Source organism: Paenibacillus amylolyticus (genome assembly GCF_050990605.1).
GTDB classification, from domain to species: Bacteria; Bacillota; Bacilli; order Paenibacillales; family Paenibacillaceae; genus Paenibacillus; species Paenibacillus amylolyticus_H.
Genome location: NZ_CP158832.1, coordinates 1,473,262 through 1,488,490 on the forward strand (window position 1 = coordinate 1,473,262; position 15,229 = coordinate 1,488,490).

Here is a 15,229-nt window from a genome sequence, read left to right on the forward strand (position 1 = left end):
GTTGTATTTAAAAGAATAGCCTTATCCCATCTTCTTGGTACTGAAAACCGGACTGAACACGCACTTATATACTTTTAGCCAGCGTAATAAGCCTGCTCATGCCTTCCCGAATCTGCTGCTCATGTGCATAAGAGAACGACAAACGAAGCTTGCGACTGGCTGAAGTATCCGAAGAATCAAATACGGTGCCGGGTACAAAGGCAACGAATTGTTCCATGCATCGGTGAAGCAGTCTCCCTGTATCCACACTCTCAGGAAGCTCTACCCAAAAGTTGAGTCCGCCCTCTGGCCGGGTCCACGTCCAGTCCGTTTCCAGCAGATATTGTTCCATCACTTCCATCCGTAGCTGGATGGCGGTCCGCAGCTTGGACAGATGTTGATGCATGCGTTCTGACTGAAAATAACGGAGAAAAAGCTTCTGGTTCAGAAGGGGAGATCCGTTATCTGTCAGTGATTTTACCGCCTGTAGTCCTGGCATGAAACGCTGACGGCATATGATGGCTGCAATCCGCAGCCCGGGTGCAACATACTTGCTATAACTGCGAATGTACAGTGTGTGCCCAGTGGTGTCGTAGGTGAAAATGGGTGCAGGAGGTTTCTCCTTAAAATAGATATCGTAGGTGCTGTCGTCTTCGAGCAGAAAACAACCATACTGTTCTGCAAGCTCAGGTAACTGCTTGCGCTGTTCTACTGGGACATTCATGCCGGTTGGATTCTGAAAGGTCGGTGTCATATAAAAGAGGCGCGGCTTCTCACTTTTCATCAGATGTTCGATCTGCTCCAGATCATAACCCTTGGGATGAATGTCGGTAAAGACGAGTCGGGCACCTTGTTTGCGGAAAATCTCCATTGCCGGTCCATACGTAGGCCGTTCCATCAAGACCCGATCTCCGGGCTTGACCAGCGTCCGCGAGATGACGTCGATCGCTTGCTGAGCACCTGATGTAATTAACACCTCGTCTGCGGAGAGGTAGAAGCGTTCCTTGGTTGTCAGATGGCTTGCCAGCGCGCTACGCAATTCCAGATCTCCCTGAATTGTGGAATATGTGCCGAGCAAACGGGGATATTGATCGAGCAGATCACGCATCAGTTCTCCCCAATACCGATTGGGAAGCAGGGAGGGATCAATCAGTGATTTGGAGAACTGGAATTCGGCTTCAAGCGACTGTACACGTGCGAGGGAGTCCCAATGCAGCCAGGCTGACACGGCGGGATCATCCGCCTGATCCGCTACTGAGAATGGAGTTGCTGGACTGACATAATAGCCGGACTTGTCCTTCACATAAACATTCCCACGTTCTTTTAACTCCTGATAAGCTTTGAAAACGGTGAGACGATGTACGCCGAGTAGCTCGGACAGGCTACGTACAGATGGCAGTTTTTCATGTTCAGCCCACTCTCCCGCTTCTATACGCACAACGAGATAATGGATGACTTGCTCATATAGTTTCAGGCTGTTATCTGTCATCATCATGGTTTTGCCCACCCGGCTCACACTCCTTTTGAACACTATTGTAACAGTAAACGGAAGATAACTGTTCTGTTTTGTTCATTCTGTTCTGTAGACAGTGCTATATGATGGAGAACAGACAAAGGAGTGGTTATCATGGTGGGGATTGCATTTACGGTCATGTGTCTTATTTTCGGTACAACGTTTTTGGCTATTAAAATTGGAGTGGAGGCAGGCATGCCACCTTTTCTGTCAGCCGGATTGCGATTTGTAATCGCGGGAGCGCTGATGTTTGCATGGATGTGGATGAAGGGTAAAGTGAGCTGGTCCCTCCTGTTCCGCAAGGAGATGTTGTTAACGGGAGCGGGTCTGACGTTTGGTACATTTGCAACGTTATATTGGGCTGAACAGCATGTGAGCTCGGGTGTGGGTGCCATTTTGTCAGCGACAGGGCCGCTGATGATTATGTTGATGCAGACGTCGCTGTTACGGCAAAAAACATCTGCCCGTATGATTACAGGTTGTCTGATCGGGTTCACTGGTGTGGTTCTGGTTGTATTGCCAGGTGTATCGCTTGGTGCAGGTTCCCTGTTCATGTGGGGTTGTATCGCAGTACTGGTGGGGGAAGTCTGTTATTCGGCAGGTGCATTGTACTCCAAGAAGGTTATCAATCAGTTCAAAGAAGTGAACCCCATAGCAATTAACGCAGTACAGATGATGTATGGAGGACTATTGTTAACCCTGCTCTCAGCGGTGACAGAATCCTGGAACATGTCTGCTTTGGATTGGGTGCCTGCTGTCTCGTCCGTGATCTATCTGACTGTTATTGGCTCCATGGTTGGGCACAGTCTGTTCTATTGGATCATGTCTCGCACAAATCCGTTGTTCCCGGCAACCTGGCTGTATATCTCCCCTCCCATTGCCGTAGGGCTTGGCGCTGTGGTCTATGGGGAACATGTCAGCTGGGTTACATGGATCGGTGTGGCCCTGGTCGTCTCAGGTCTGCTGGTGATGAATGAGAAGGTGAGTGGCTGGTTGAAAAGAGGAGGGCGTGCGAGGGTGACAGTGCAGGCTTCCGAATCGATTTTAAAATAGATAAAGATTAATGGTATGCATTGTTTCCACCACGTCACCAGTAAACGAATCACCCCTGAGTGAAACTTGGCTACCGGTCCTATGGGAAGTATGTATAAAGGGGAGAAGGCAAAACATGAAACGAATAATTCTTAATTTCTTAGCTAGCATTGTAATCTCATTCATTGTATTTTTTATTATTTTGTTTTTTGACGATGTCCCAGATACAGATCGTGTCATCTTAGCTATGGCGATTACGATTTCACTACAGTTATCCTTGATCACCGCATTATTGCTCTCAAAACATAAAAAATAACAGAGAAATATACCTAATATAATCGTTTAAACAGGATAATGAACATATTTTTTTAATCAAAAAACAGCCCTGTACAGCGAAATTCACTGACCGGGCTGTTCGTTGACCTTATTACTCTGCGTTCAATACAAACTTCTCGATAACCTCTTTTACGCCATCTTCGTTATTGCTCGCCGTAATGTAATCAGCCAGCTCTTTAAGAGCAGGGATGGCATTGCCCATCGCTACACCAAGACCAGCAACTTCCAGCATCTCATGGTCATTCCAAGAGTCGCCGATGGCAATGCACTCGCTGAGCTGGTGACCAAAATGGTCCGCCAGGAAGGTCAGGGCGTGGCCTTTAGTTCCTTCATTGTGCATGATCTCCAGGAAGTAAGGTTTGGACTTGGTGATATGCACTTGAGGTCCGAGCAATTCACGCAGGTCAACGGCAACCTTATCCAAGTAGTCTGGCTCATCAATAATAAGCAACTTCGGTGTTTTTTGTTCGATGACTTTGATGAAATCAGATTCGATATAATATTGGGTGCCGTTTAACTTGGCATAATCACGCAGCTTGTCGTTTTCCTCACGGGCATACAGCTTGTCGTCAATGTATGTTTGAAGGTGGAGATTGTTCTCCAGACAGTAGTCATACAATTTGCGGGAAGCTTCCTGTGGAACGTAACGCTCATAAAGTACTTTTTCGTCCAGCAGGTTTTTCACCAAAGCGCCTTGATACGTAATGATGGGCACGTTAAGTCCGGTTTGACGAGCAAGCGCTTGTGCGGAAGCATAAGCACGTCCAGTCGCCAGCGTTACAGTTACACCATGGGAAACCGCTTGTTCCAGTGCAGTCTGTGTCGCAGGAGTTACTTCCTTGTTGTCGTTAATCAGTGTGTCATCAATGTCAATTGCGATTAATTTGTAGGTCATCTGTGTTTCTCTCCTTTTTATCTGTATCTATACCCGACTTTATCTATATCAGTTCAATATGAACGTTTTACACAAGAACGCAGAGGACAGAAAAAACCTGAAGAAGCGGAGCGTTCGCCTTTATCACCGGATTTTCCCTTTGAATAAGGGAATCGAAAAAATCTGGGGATAACAGCGATCGGAAGGTTATTCTGTCATCGGAGTGGCAGGTGTAAATATTCTTGGGTTGAACTTATATACCTACTCTTCCAGAAAAACAAGACCGATAAAGTCTTCCAGCTCAAGGTTGCCGAAGTAGTGTTTTACATCCAGGTCCTCAAGTGCAGTACGCACCTCGGACTCCTCATAACGTTTGCCGCGCAGCATATCCTCAATATCAGCTACATCACCTACTCCGAAGAAGTCGCCAAAGATTTTGATATCTTCAATGCGTCCATCCTTGATGTTCATGCGCAAATCGATGATGCCGACAGGGAATTTGCGAGTGTGCTTCACATTGCTTTCCGGAGACAAGCCATAGTTCCAGTCCCAGTTGTTATAACGCTCAGCAGAGATTTCCTTGATTTTGTCCCAGTCCTTGTCAGTCAGCTTGTATTGAGGGACGTCTTGTGGCTCCATTCTGAAAATATGACGTAACAGCTCATCACGGAACTGCTCAATTGTCAGGTTAGTGTCAATCAGATCCCGTATGTTGGCGACCCGGCTGCGCACGGATTTGGTGCTCTTGGATTTGAATTTCTCGGGATTGACGTTCAGGGAAGCCTGAACATGCTCCAGGTTCAGATCAAACATCAATGTGCCATGACTGAACATGCGCCCACGTGTGGAGAACTGGGCATTGCCCGAAATTTTCTTTTCGCCCACTTGCAGATCATTACGCCCGGTCAACTCGGCATTTACACCAAGCTCGTGCAAAGCTTCAACCACAGGTTGGGTAAACTTGCGGAAGTTATGGAAGGATTGACCGTCATCCGCTGTAATAAAACTGAAATTCAGGTTGCCCAGATCATGATATACCGCTCCGCCTCCCGAAAGACGACGAACCACCTGCACACCGTTATCCTGAACGTACTCGATATTAATTTCCTCAATCGTATTTTGATGCTTACCGATGATGATCGACGGACGGTTGATGTAGAACAGCAGATAGCTGTCATCCTCCATCGGCAGATGTTTCAGAATGTACTCCTCAATCGCCAGGTTTACAGAAGGATCTGTAATACCCTGGTTGTCTACAAACAGCATGGTCATTCCTCCATTAATGTATGTGAGGGATTGTTAGTCCCTTATGTAGTGAATCTTGTATATCAAAAGGAACCGAAATTCCTCTTCTATTGTAAACGAATTATGGTTGGGACACAAAGAAAACAGGATTGACCCACACCTCCCGTGCCATCCATAATAAAAAGGACATACAGAAAGGATGACGGAAGAATGACCGGTTATATCGAAGTGTTCGGACATGGTGGGGACGTGGAGACAGCTGCGTCACGATTTGGAAGGGAAGCCGCTGATTTTCTGGATTTCAGCGCCAACATTAATCCACTTGGTCCGCCCAGAGGGGTGCTGGAGGCTATACAGCAAGGATTGCAGTCGGTGATTCGGTATCCCGATCCGGGGCATCGGGGATTCAAGGCACTGCTGAGCGAGCGTCTTGGTGTAATGCAGGAGCAGATTTCCGTGGGCAACGGTGCAGCCGAAAGTATGGCACTTATTCTGCTGGGACTTGCCCCGCGCAAGGTGGGTACGGTGGAACCGGGATTCTCGGAGTACCGCGCGTTGGCACGACAATTCGGTGCTGAGGTTATGCATACAGAGGGCAGAGAAGAGCTGGCGTGGCGAGCGGAACCCGAGGAGATCGAGCAACTTATGGAAAAGGTAGACCTGCTCTTTCTCGGCCAGCCGAACAATCCAAACGGTGTACAATATCCGCTTGAGGTATTGCAGAGGCTTGCCCGCAAAGCAGAAGTAACGGGAACCGTATTTGTCATTGATGAGGCGTTTATGGATTTTATTCCGGTAACCCGGCGCCAGTCCCTTGCAGCACATCTGAATGACTATCCCAATGTGATCATCATTCGCTCGATGACGAAGTTTTATGCCATTCCGGGCTTGCGTCTCGGATATGCTTTGGGCCGTGCGGAATACATCAAGGCGATGACGAAGAAACAGGTGACGTGGAGTGTCAACGGCCTGGCGCTCATGGCAGGGGAAGCCTGTCTGCGCAGCGGAGAACGGTACGAACAGGAGACCATATCACAGATAACGCGGGAACGGGAGCATCTTATCACAGGGCTGCAGGCGTATGGATGTGCGGTGACACCGGGAGAGGCGAACTTTATTTTGGCACGTGTGCCGGCCCCTTGGACAGCAGCATCCATGCAGGAGGCGCTGGGTCGAAGGGGCATCCTGATTCGCAGCTGTGCCATGTATCCGGGGCTTGACGACAGGCATGTACGTTTCGCGGTCAAGGATGCCGATGCCAATGCTACTTTGCTCGAAGTGCTGGGCAGCGTGCTGGAAACCAAGGCATATTCGAATGCCGATCAGTCCCCCATTCATGAATTGAGTCAGCAGGAGCAGACGAAAGATTCCGAACAGGAACACAGGGAGGGATGCGGCAGTGACACTCCCGTTTTATAACTACTTTACGAATGGTGAAACAGGCGAGAATGAATATGCTTCCTCTTCCTGGCCCGGACTGAATATATCCGCACATGAACGACATATCAAAGCACAGAGCCTAAAGGCTGCCCAAGCGCTGTCGAGTGCGGTATATGGCGGTGGAATGTTTGAACTGGATCGCATTTTTAACATCTATGTGGACAGGCATTACCGTTGTGATGATCCGCCGCGTGATATCGAACAAGCGCTGAATGAATGGCATGAGCCGCGGGATCAATGTGCCGGATTACTGACAGCCGTAAGGCTGGAGCATACCTCCATTCAGGAATATACAAGTGATGAATTTGGTCTTCTGTGCTGCACCACTGCGGGTGTATCGAATGCAGCACGCGCGGGGTCGGAGAGAACGGTATTTGATGCGGCGGGAAATAAGATCATGTCTTCCGACATGGATCGCTCTGCTCCTTCAGCACGGAATCTGACGATTCCTTCCTATGTCCCTGGTACAATTAACATCATGCTCTGGTTGAATGGACGGATGACCACCGGGGCGATGGTGAATGCGGTACAGACAGCAGTGGAAGCCAAAGCGGCAGCGCTGGCGGATGCAGGTGTTTTGGATTCGGAGAACGGGTTGCCCGCCACCGGCACCACAACTGATACCATTGTGTTTGCAGTACGTCAGGCAGTGGAGGAACCACAACCAATGATCACTTATGCCGGGACGGCGACTACGACGGGGGCGGCGATTGGCAGATTGGTATACGACACGGTGACGGAGAGCCTTCAGGCCGGACTGTTATGGAAAGAGAGGATCAGGCACAAATGACTTTTGAGGTAGAGCATCTATGGACCTGGCCGTTCTGGACGGGCATGGCTGGAGCCTGGATTATTATACTGGCGTACCTGTTGGACCGATGTATCGGTGATCCGCGCTGGATTCCCCACCCGGTGATTGGCATGGGAAAAGGCATCTCGGCGTTGGAGCGTGTTATTCGCTCGCGTGTGAACACAGATTCGGGGCTGAAGAGAGCCGGGCTGTTGTTCCCGCTTGTGATTGCGGGGGGTTCTTTTGCCATCACTTGGGGACTTGTATATGTGCTTGGATTGATTCATCCTGTCATTGCGGTGGCAGCTGAAGTGTTGCTCATCGCAACGACCATTGCTTCAAAAGGGCTGAAGGATGCAGGTATGGAAGTGTATCGTCATCTGAAGTTGCAGGATTGGCCGGCGGCCAGACGTTCCTTGGGCATGATTGTAGGACGTGATACGGCGCATCTGGATGAACCTGAGGTTGTGCGGGGAACGGTAGAGACGGTTGCCGAAAATATCGTGGATGCCATTGTATCTCCGTTATTCTATGCACTCATTGGAGGCGCTCCGTTAGCCATGGCTTATCGCGCCGTCAACACGCTTGATTCCATGGTCGGCTATAAAAATGACAAGTATCTGCATCTTGGATGGGCTTCGGCCCGACTGGATGATGTGGCGAACTGGATACCTGCCCGGCTGACCGCGATTCTGTTAATCATGGGTGCCTGGGTCATGAAGCTGGACACGAAAGGAGCAGCACGCATGGTCGCACGGGATGCAAGACTGCATCCAAGTCCGAATAGCGGTTTTCCCGAATCTGCGGTGGCTGGAGCACTGGGCATCCGGCTTGGCGGACATAACGTATATCACGGAGTTGCTTCGTTTCGTGCCTACATGGGCGAGGCCACACGGCCGATGGAAGCCGAGGATATTGTGCGAACATCACGCCTGATGTTCTGGTCGGCAGGGGCTTTTGTTGTACTGTGCGTGTTCATAACGCTGGGTGTGTGGCTGGCAGGAGGGACGCTGTTATGGCCGTAAATGAAGGGAACGCAGACAATGACGTACATACGAATCAACCCGGCTCACTGAAACGAAACATTCTGTGGGTCCGTCACGGGACAACGCTGTGGAATGTGGAAAAAAGATACCTGGGGCATACTGACATCGGTCTGCTGCCAGATGCCAAAGAAGAACTGGCTCCGCTTCATAAACAATTGAGCAGTGTTTCGTGGCACGAGATATATTGCAGTGATCTGCTTCGCTGCCGACAGACGCTGGAACAGATTCTTCCTGACGCGAGCGGACAGGTCAGTTTCGACTCGCGCCTGCGCGAGAATGATTTTGGAGAGTGGGAAGGGCTGACGTATGATCAGCTTAAGGATAACCCTGTGTACCGAAGCTGGATTGATGCGCCGCAGGAGGTCACTCCGCCCGGAGGGGAATCGTGGCAGGAGTTTACCGGGCGGTTGGATTTCTTTCTCCAAGAGATGTTGTTGGAGGGTCGTCCTTCAATGCACGTTGATGAGGGGCGCGAGTCAACCATAGTTGTGGTTACGCATGGTGGTGTCATCCGGTATGTCTTGTCCCGTCTGATTGCGGGGCTTGGATTCTGGGATACACATGTCACACCGGGACAGGCGATTCAGGTTCAGCTTGAACAACAGGGGAATCAGTGGTTTGGCAGCAGAGTGACTTTTCCGCCGATCGGGTTGTAAGGATGTAGAATATACCCTATAATCACAACAGAAGTGTGACTTCAGCATGGATACAGATAGGCTTCAGGCTGTGAAGCCTGAACGCGTATGCAGCATGCAGAAATTACACGGCAATGGTTTACCATATCAGCGACCAAGGGTCCCGCGTGTGAAGGCTGTTTTCATGGCAGATTAGTAAGAGTCATGAAAATAGCAAGAGTTATGAATCACACAAGGGTGAAATGGGGAAGCCGGTGCAAATCCGGCACGGTCCCGCCACTGTAAAACAGGATGATTCCTGTAAGTCAGGTTACCTGCCCTGGACGTACAAACCGGTGTTCCTTCGAGGAAAGGACAGCGTTTCGGGCTATTCTATGCGCATGGACAACCCTTGGTTGAACATGTACAGATCGCCATATGCGAGACGTCATCCCTGATCCTGGACGTAAGGATTAGGGATTTTTTTATTGTTCATGTAAGATAAACCGAACTTTTACACGTTAACGAAGAGTGCAGAACCAATCTGAAGAAACGGAGTGTTCGCTTAAAGCTTTCTACAAGAAAGCTACATCGGAAGCATATGCTTATCCCCGGATTTTCCCTTTCGAAAAGGGAATCAAAAAATCTGGGGATAACAGCGATCGGAAGATGGTACTGCAATCGGAGTGGACTTGTGTAAATTGATGGGTTTTACTTGTACAGGAACACCAAGACATGGGAAGTAAGCGTTCGGCACGATGCAAGAAAATAGTACAAATAGAGAAGGGGAGAATAACAGAATGAATATCAAGAATTGGAAAAGCATAGCGTCCCTGCTAAGTGCAGCGGCACTCGCACTGGCTTTGGCCGGATGTGGCAATGCAACAACAAACGAGGGCACAGGTACTTCACAGCAACCAACACAGGAGCAGTCCCAAGGCCAGGCGCAGACGGACCTCAAAACACAATATCCACTGACCGTTACGGATGCAACGGGTGAATCGTTCACCTTTGAAAAGGCACCAGCCAAAATTGTATCCGTGTCTCCAGCTGAGACGGAATCCCTGTTTGCCCTGGGATTGGACGATCAGATCGTTGGTGTATCAGACTATGATGACTATCCGGAAGCAGCAACAACCAAAGCCAAAATGGGCGGGATCACCAAGCCCAATGAAGAGTCCATCATTGCCGCAGAAGCCGACATTGTCTTCACAGGTATCTCGATGAGTGAGGATGCCGTGAAGAAGCTGCGCGAACTCGGTATTACCATTTTTAAAACGGATCCTAAATCCGTTGACGATGTGATGAACAATATCGAAACCTTCGGTAAAATTACCGATCATCAGGAAAAAGCACAAGAAATCATCACCCAGATGAAACAGGACGTGACGGATGTAACCGAAGCGGTGAAGGCCGTTAAACCGGAAGAGAAGAAAAAAGTATACGTTGAATTCTCCCCAGGTTGGTCGGTAGGTAAAGGTGAGTTCATGGACGAACTGATCACCGTAGCCGGAGGAACCAATATTGCTTCGGACAAAGAAGGCTGGTACCAGATCAATGAAGAAAATGTGATCGCCTCCAACCCGGATGTGATTCTGTATGCTAATGATGTAATTGACGAAAACTCCAAAACACTGGATCAGATCATCAAGGCGCGCAGCGGCTGGGATCAAATTACGGCTGTGAAAAATGACGCGGTTATTGGTCTGGATGCCAACCTGCTGAGTCGTCCGGGTCCACGGGTAACTCAAGGGTTGAAAGAAGTAGCCAAAGCGATCTACCCTGATTTGTTCCAATGAGTAAAAAGCTGATCCTGTTCGGAACGACGGGCATGGTGCTGCTGGTGCTCACCGTGCTCATCTGCACGGGCATTGGTTCAGTAGCTTTGCCGATCCGGGATATTGCAGGTATCCTGATTCACAAAATCCCTTGGGTGGGCGACTGGATTACACCGGATTGGAATAAGGCAGCCGAACAGATTATCTGGAAAGTCCGTTTTCCGCGTGTACTGCTTGCTGTGCTTGTGGGTGCTTCACTAGCCATTGCGGGTGCGGGCTTCCAGGGTGTGCTGCGTAATCCACTGGCCGATCCGTTTACACTTGGTGTATCATCCGGTGCATCAGTGGGGGCTGCTTTCCTGATTTTCTTCGGATTGCAGTATGCACTGATTGGAATCTGGACGTTACCTTTGATTGCGTTTTTGACGGGTGTACTCACGTTATGGTTTGTTATGGCGCTGGCTCGTGAAGGGCGTAAAATACCAACACACAGCCTCATTCTGGCTGGTGTGGTCATGCAAAGTTTCCTGGGCGCAGTGGTTTCCTTCCTGTCGACCATGTCGAAACAGACGATTAATGAAATTATATACTGGACGATGGGAAGTCTGGCATTACGCGGGTGGTCGTATACGGCCATCCTTTTCCCGTATTTTCTGCTCGGGCTAATCTTTCTCTGGAGTCGCGCACGCTCGTTGAATGTGCTTGCGCTGGGAGAACGTCAAGCGGCACATATCGGGATCGGAGTGGACAGGCTTAAGCTGTCCGTGCTGGCAGTTGGCACACTGTTGACCGCCGGGGCTGTCTCGGTATCAGGTGTCATCGGATTCGTTGGATTGGTGATCCCACATATGTTGCGGCTACTGGTGGGGCCGGATTACCGACTGCTGGTACCTTTGTCTGCCATTGGTGGAGCAATCTTCATGGTGTGGGCCGATACCATCGCAAGATCGTTGCTGGCTCCAACTGAAATTCCACTCGGGGTGGTCACCGCCTTTGTTGGTGCACCGTTCTTTGCTTACCTGCTGCACCGGAACAAAAAGTTGCGGAAGGGGATGATGCCATGAGTGAAGAGAAGGAGAGTCGTACGAATCAACTTCGGGGCATGGTTTCGGCTTCCCTTATCTCCATTAAGGGAGCAGGAAAGTTATATGGTAACCACCAGGCATTGCGTAGTCTGGACTGGCATGTTGGTGAAGGTGACTGGTGGGGAGTTGTCGGTCCAAACGGCAGCGGCAAGTCCACTCTGATCCAGCTTATTGCCGGAACGGAACAGTTAAGCGAAGGTCAGATTCATATCGATGGTCGAGATATCGGCTCTTACAGCCGTAAGGACCTGTCGCGCATGATTGCTGTATTGCAGCAGGACGGCTTGCCAGCCATCTCCTATCCCGTGCGAGACGTGGTGGAGATGGGGCGATATCCATACCAGAACTGGCTGGGGCGGGAAATGGGTGATGGGGCACTTGTGGTAGACAGGGTGCTTGAAGAGTTAGGACTTACGGAACTGGCGGATCGGTCCCTGGACTCCCTGAGTGGCGGACAACGGCAACGGGTCGCACTCGCCAAAGTGATGGCACAGGAGCCGCGGTTGCTGCTGCTGGACGAGCCGACCACGTTTCTGGATATTAAATATCAATTGCAATTCATGGAATTGTTATCGGCATGGCGACAGAGAAATCACATTACAATTGTGGCTGTGCTGCATGATCTGAATCTGGCCGCATTATTTTGTGATCACATTCTGGCGCTGCGTGAAGGCATGGCAGTTGGAAAGGGCACGCCTCATACGTTGATCAACGATGAGAATATCCAGGACATATTTCGCGTCAAACCCGCGATTGTCTCCCATCCCGACCATGCCATACCACAACTGCTGCTGCGGCGGGACAACGATTAAAGGAAGCGGGGCAACCCATATTTTGATGAAGGAAGTGCTGGTTGTATGAATAATGAACAGGTGTTGGAGCATTTAACAAAAAAGATTACTGCTCCTGACCAAGTAGTGGCGGCAGAAACCTCTGCACATGTGGATTCGTTGACGAAGCCGCCGGGAAGTCTGGGCAAATTGGAAGAGCTGGTGATCCGCCTGGCAGGTATGACAGGCAATGCACGTCCGCGTTTTGATCACAGAGCGGTCATTGTCATGGCCGCAGATCACGGCGTAGTGGAAGAAGGTATCAGTGCTTTTCCTGCTGAAGTGACCCCGCAGATGGTCCTGAATTTCCTGGCTGGAGGCGCAGCCGTGAATGTGCTTGCCCGTCACGCTGGGGCTGATGTGATCTGTGTGGATATCGGCGTGAATGCCGATCTTGAACATCCGGACCTGCTTTCCCGTAAAATTCGCAAAGGCACAGCCAACATGGCCCGAGGGGCAGCGATGACCCGGGATGAGGCAGTTCGGGCGATCATTGCAGGAGCCGAAGTTGTATCGGCAGAGGTGGCGAAGGGAACACAGCTGTTTGTCACCGGGGAGATGGGAATTGGCAACACCACTGCAAGTGCTGCGGTAATGAGCGCGTTAACCGGGGTTGCACCTGCTGCCGCCGTAGGGCGAGGCACCGGCATTGATGATGCAGGCTTGCAGCGCAAGGCTGCTGTAGTCAGCCGGGCACTTAGCGTAAACGCTCCGAACCCGGAAGATGGACTGGATGTTCTGTGTAAAGTGGGGGGACTTGAGATTGCGGGACTCACGGGGGTTATCCTCGCAGCGGCTGCTCATCGTTGCCCGGTCGTTGTAGACGGGTTCATCTCTACCGCGGCAGCACTGGTTGCAAGACAACTTGCACCTCTGAGTACAGCTTATATGATCGCTTCTCATACGTCACATGAAAATGGACATGGAGCGCTTTTGCGTGAACTGGACCTGAAATCGATGCTGGATCTGGACATGCGCTTGGGTGAAGGCACAGGCGCCGTGCTTAGTCTTCATCTGATTGATGCAGCATGCCTTATTCTGAACGAGATGGCGACCTTTGCAAGCGCGGGTGTCTCGGATGGGACAAGCCGTACTCCAGATTCCACAACGTTGGTTGACTCATCCCTTCAAGGAGAGAATTCCCGATGAGCGTATTGGTGACAGGCGGCGCACGCAGTGGCAAAAGCTCCTTTGCCGAACGTCTTTGCATGCAGCGTTCCTCAGAGGCCTGGTATGTGGCGACAGCTCAGGCGTACGATGATGAAATGCGTGAACGTATCGCCTTGCATCAGCAACAGCGCGAAGCATCGGGGTATCTGTGGCATACGATGGAAGAGCCGATACATCTGCCTGCACTGATAAGCCGCATGGGTGAAGGGCATACAGGTACTTCTGCACCCACCATTCTGGTGGATTGCCTGACGCTGTGGCTGACCAATGTTTTGTTAGCACATGAGCATGACGAGAAGCACGTGTTACAGGGACATTTGGACGCGCTGGTTGAAGCGATTCGAGCCTATCCCGGTTTACTTGTTCTGGTTACAAATGAAGTGGGGGACGGGATTGTACCGGAGTATGCCCTTGGCAGGAGATATCGGGATTTGGCCGGTGTACTGAATCAGCGCATTGCGGCGATATGCGGTGAAGTGTTCCTGGTGACCGTAGGCATTGCGATTGAACTGAAAAGCAAGGAGTATCGCTTATGAAGGATGGCACGCCTGCTCCTCAGCGCAAACACGCGGCGGCAGCCGCTTTTCAATTTTTGTCACGTTTCCCTGTCAAAATGCAAATCGATTTTGTCCCGCCGCTGCTGCGGGAAAGTGTGGTCTTTTATCCATTGGTCGGTGCTGCAATCGGTCTGTGTGTCTGGCTCTTGGGAGCCTTAAGTGGTGCAGTGCTTCCAGCCTTTCCGGCTGCCGTCCTAACTTTGACGTTATGGGTATGGCTCACCGGAGGACTCCATCTTGACGGGTGGATGGATACGGCGGATGGTTTGCTCAGTTATCGTACCCGTGAACGGATGCTGGAAATTATGAAAGACAGCCGTGTGGGCGCCATGGGCGTGATCGCCTGCGTCTTGCTGCTGATGATGAAAGCGGCGCTGATCGCCGATTTTATTGCCCGGGGCCACTGGGTGTACGGTGCGCTGTTGATCCTGCCCATGATCTGGAGCCGCTGGTTCATGGTGTATGCGATGTCTGCATGGCCGAATGCGCGCGGAGATGATGGACTTGCCGTATTGTTCAAAGGACTCGGTGAGCGGAAAGAGGTCCAGCGTGCACGCAGCTCAGCCGTGGGGCTGACCTTGATCGCAGGGGCAGTTACGTTTGCCGCGGTGTGGCTTTTCGAGCCGGATATGGGGATTGCAGATGCAATGCTGAGTGGTCTGGGAACACTGCCATGGTGGCTATACCCGGTGACGGCCGTTATTATACTGCCTGTGGCGTGTTATTACATCGGCCGATTCGTGGCTGCGCGGATCAGTGAACGACTCGGCGGTTTAACCGGGGATACGTATGGTGCCATGAATGAGCTACTGGAGGCGGCTTTGTTGACCGTGCTGAATTTGCTTCAAGGACTGTTCTGGCTTTAACTTTTGAAGTGTGAAGCAGTTTGGATAGCGTTACGCATGAGGTTGGCAGCAAGGTGATCTGGAGATAACACGTA

Annotated in this window: 14 protein-coding genes and 1 riboswitch; of the genes, 11 read left to right on the top strand and 3 right to left on the bottom strand. The window is 50.8% G+C overall.

All coding sequences use genetic code 11. The features are described from left to right. Positions 1–64 precede the first annotated feature (64 nt). Entirely contained in the window at positions 65–1,486 is a 1,422-nt protein-coding gene (locus ABTV53_RS06605; RefSeq protein ID WP_433751769.1) for a PLP-dependent aminotransferase family protein, read from the bottom strand. A 120-nt stretch (positions 1,487–1,606) separates the two neighbouring features. Between ABTV53_RS06605 and ABTV53_RS06610 the strand changes: the two genes are divergently transcribed. Next, complete coding sequence (locus ABTV53_RS06610) at positions 1,607–2,545, top strand: DMT family transporter (protein ID WP_433751770.1); 939 nt, start codon at positions 1,607–1,609, stop codon at positions 2,543–2,545. Between the two features lie 406 nt (positions 2,546–2,951). Here the strand turns inward: ABTV53_RS06610 and ABTV53_RS06615 are convergent, their stop codons facing one another. Both ABTV53_RS06615 and ABTV53_RS06620 read right to left on the bottom strand, forming a co-directional pair. Beyond that, a complete protein-coding gene (locus tag ABTV53_RS06615; protein ID WP_433751772.1) occupies positions 2,952–3,755 on the bottom strand; it encodes a Cof-type HAD-IIB family hydrolase in 804 nt (267 codons plus the stop codon). Between the two features lie 240 nt (positions 3,756–3,995). Continuing rightward, positions 3,996–5,000, bottom strand: a complete 1,005-nt coding sequence (locus ABTV53_RS06620) for a lipoate--protein ligase (RefSeq protein WP_433751774.1) — start codon at positions 4,998–5,000, stop codon at positions 3,996–3,998. A gap of 189 nt (positions 5,001–5,189) precedes the next feature. On the opposite strand from ABTV53_RS06620, the gene cobD reads away from it, so the two are divergent. From cobD to cobS, 10 genes are all read left to right on the top strand, one after another. After that, positions 5,190–6,398, top strand: a complete 1,209-nt coding sequence (gene cobD / locus ABTV53_RS06625; protein ID WP_433751776.1) for a threonine-phosphate decarboxylase CobD — start codon at positions 5,190–5,192, stop codon at positions 6,396–6,398. Then, positions 6,379–7,209, top strand: coding sequence for an adenosylcobinamide amidohydrolase (locus ABTV53_RS06630; protein WP_433751778.1), 831 nt, complete (start codon positions 6,379–6,381; stop codon positions 7,207–7,209). Before cobD ends, ABTV53_RS06630 begins: the two co-directional genes overlap by 20 nt. A 44-nt stretch (positions 7,210–7,253) precedes the next feature. Next, positions 7,254–8,234, top strand: coding sequence for an adenosylcobinamide-phosphate synthase CbiB (gene cbiB, locus ABTV53_RS06635; protein WP_433754096.1), 981 nt, complete (start codon positions 7,254–7,256; stop codon positions 8,232–8,234). After that, on the top strand, positions 8,225–8,911 hold the full coding sequence (locus ABTV53_RS06640; RefSeq protein ID WP_433751779.1) for a histidine phosphatase family protein: 687 nt from the start codon (positions 8,225–8,227) through the stop codon (positions 8,909–8,911). The genes cbiB and ABTV53_RS06640 overlap by 10 nt, the downstream gene beginning before the upstream one ends. Before the next feature lie 197 nt (positions 8,912–9,108). After that, positions 9,109–9,226, top strand: a riboswitch (cobalamin riboswitch). Between the two features lie 443 nt (positions 9,227–9,669). Beyond that, on the top strand, positions 9,670–10,668 hold the full coding sequence (locus tag ABTV53_RS06645) for an ABC transporter substrate-binding protein (RefSeq protein WP_433751781.1): 999 nt from the start codon (positions 9,670–9,672) through the stop codon (positions 10,666–10,668). Further along, positions 10,665–11,711: a FecCD family ABC transporter permease gene (locus ABTV53_RS06650; RefSeq protein ID WP_421886913.1), complete on the top strand. Its 1,047-nt coding sequence runs from the start codon at positions 10,665–10,667 to the stop codon at positions 11,709–11,711. The genes ABTV53_RS06645 and ABTV53_RS06650 overlap by 4 nt, the downstream gene beginning before the upstream one ends. After that, complete coding sequence (locus ABTV53_RS06655) at positions 11,708–12,544, top strand: ABC transporter ATP-binding protein (RefSeq protein WP_433751783.1); 837 nt, start codon at positions 11,708–11,710, stop codon at positions 12,542–12,544. The genes ABTV53_RS06650 and ABTV53_RS06655 overlap by 4 nt, the downstream gene beginning before the upstream one ends. A 45-nt stretch (positions 12,545–12,589) precedes the next feature. Next, positions 12,590–13,711 (top strand): nicotinate-nucleotide--dimethylbenzimidazole phosphoribosyltransferase, encoded by a 1,122-nt coding sequence (cobT, locus tag ABTV53_RS06660; protein WP_433751785.1) that lies wholly within the window; start codon positions 12,590–12,592, stop codon positions 13,709–13,711. Continuing rightward, complete coding sequence (cobU, locus tag ABTV53_RS06665; RefSeq protein ID WP_421886903.1) at positions 13,708–14,268, top strand: bifunctional adenosylcobinamide kinase/adenosylcobinamide-phosphate guanylyltransferase; 561 nt, start codon at positions 13,708–13,710, stop codon at positions 14,266–14,268. Before cobT ends, cobU begins: the two co-directional genes overlap by 4 nt. Next, positions 14,265–15,155 carry an adenosylcobinamide-GDP ribazoletransferase gene (gene cobS / locus ABTV53_RS06670; protein WP_433751787.1) on the top strand — a complete coding sequence of 297 codons (891 nt, stop codon included), beginning with the start codon at positions 14,265–14,267 and terminating at the stop codon, positions 15,153–15,155. Before cobU ends, cobS begins: the two co-directional genes overlap by 4 nt. Positions 15,156–15,229 lie beyond the last annotated feature (74 nt).

What these genes read in the sequence shown, in the direction of transcription:
- ABTV53_RS06610 (WP_433751770.1), top strand. Translation starts at nt 1,607, where the DNA reads ATGGTGGGGATTGCATTTACGGTCATGTGTCTTATTTTCGGTACAACG.
- ABTV53_RS06615 (WP_433751772.1), bottom strand. Translation starts at nt 3,755, where the DNA reads ATGACCTACAAATTAATCGCAATTGACATTGATGACACACTGATTAAC.
- ABTV53_RS06620 (WP_433751774.1), bottom strand. Translation starts at nt 5,000, where the DNA reads ATGCTGTTTGTAGACAACCAGGGTATTACAGATCCTTCTGTAAACCTG.
- cobD (WP_433751776.1), top strand. Translation starts at nt 5,190, where the DNA reads ATGACCGGTTATATCGAAGTGTTCGGACATGGTGGGGACGTGGAGACA.
- cbiB (WP_433754096.1), top strand. Translation starts at nt 7,254, where the DNA reads ATGGCTGGAGCCTGGATTATTATACTGGCGTACCTGTTGGACCGATGT.
- ABTV53_RS06640 (WP_433751779.1), top strand. Translation starts at nt 8,225, where the DNA reads ATGGCCGTAAATGAAGGGAACGCAGACAATGACGTACATACGAATCAA.
- ABTV53_RS06645 (WP_433751781.1), top strand. Translation starts at nt 9,670, where the DNA reads ATGAATATCAAGAATTGGAAAAGCATAGCGTCCCTGCTAAGTGCAGCG.
- ABTV53_RS06650 (WP_421886913.1), top strand. Translation starts at nt 10,665, where the DNA reads ATGAGTAAAAAGCTGATCCTGTTCGGAACGACGGGCATGGTGCTGCTG.
- ABTV53_RS06655 (WP_433751783.1), top strand. Translation starts at nt 11,708, where the DNA reads ATGAGTGAAGAGAAGGAGAGTCGTACGAATCAACTTCGGGGCATGGTT.
- cobT (WP_433751785.1), top strand. Translation starts at nt 12,590, where the DNA reads ATGAATAATGAACAGGTGTTGGAGCATTTAACAAAAAAGATTACTGCT.
- cobU (WP_421886903.1), top strand. Translation starts at nt 13,708, where the DNA reads ATGAGCGTATTGGTGACAGGCGGCGCACGCAGTGGCAAAAGCTCCTTT.
- cobS (WP_433751787.1), top strand. Translation starts at nt 14,265, where the DNA reads ATGAAGGATGGCACGCCTGCTCCTCAGCGCAAACACGCGGCGGCAGCC.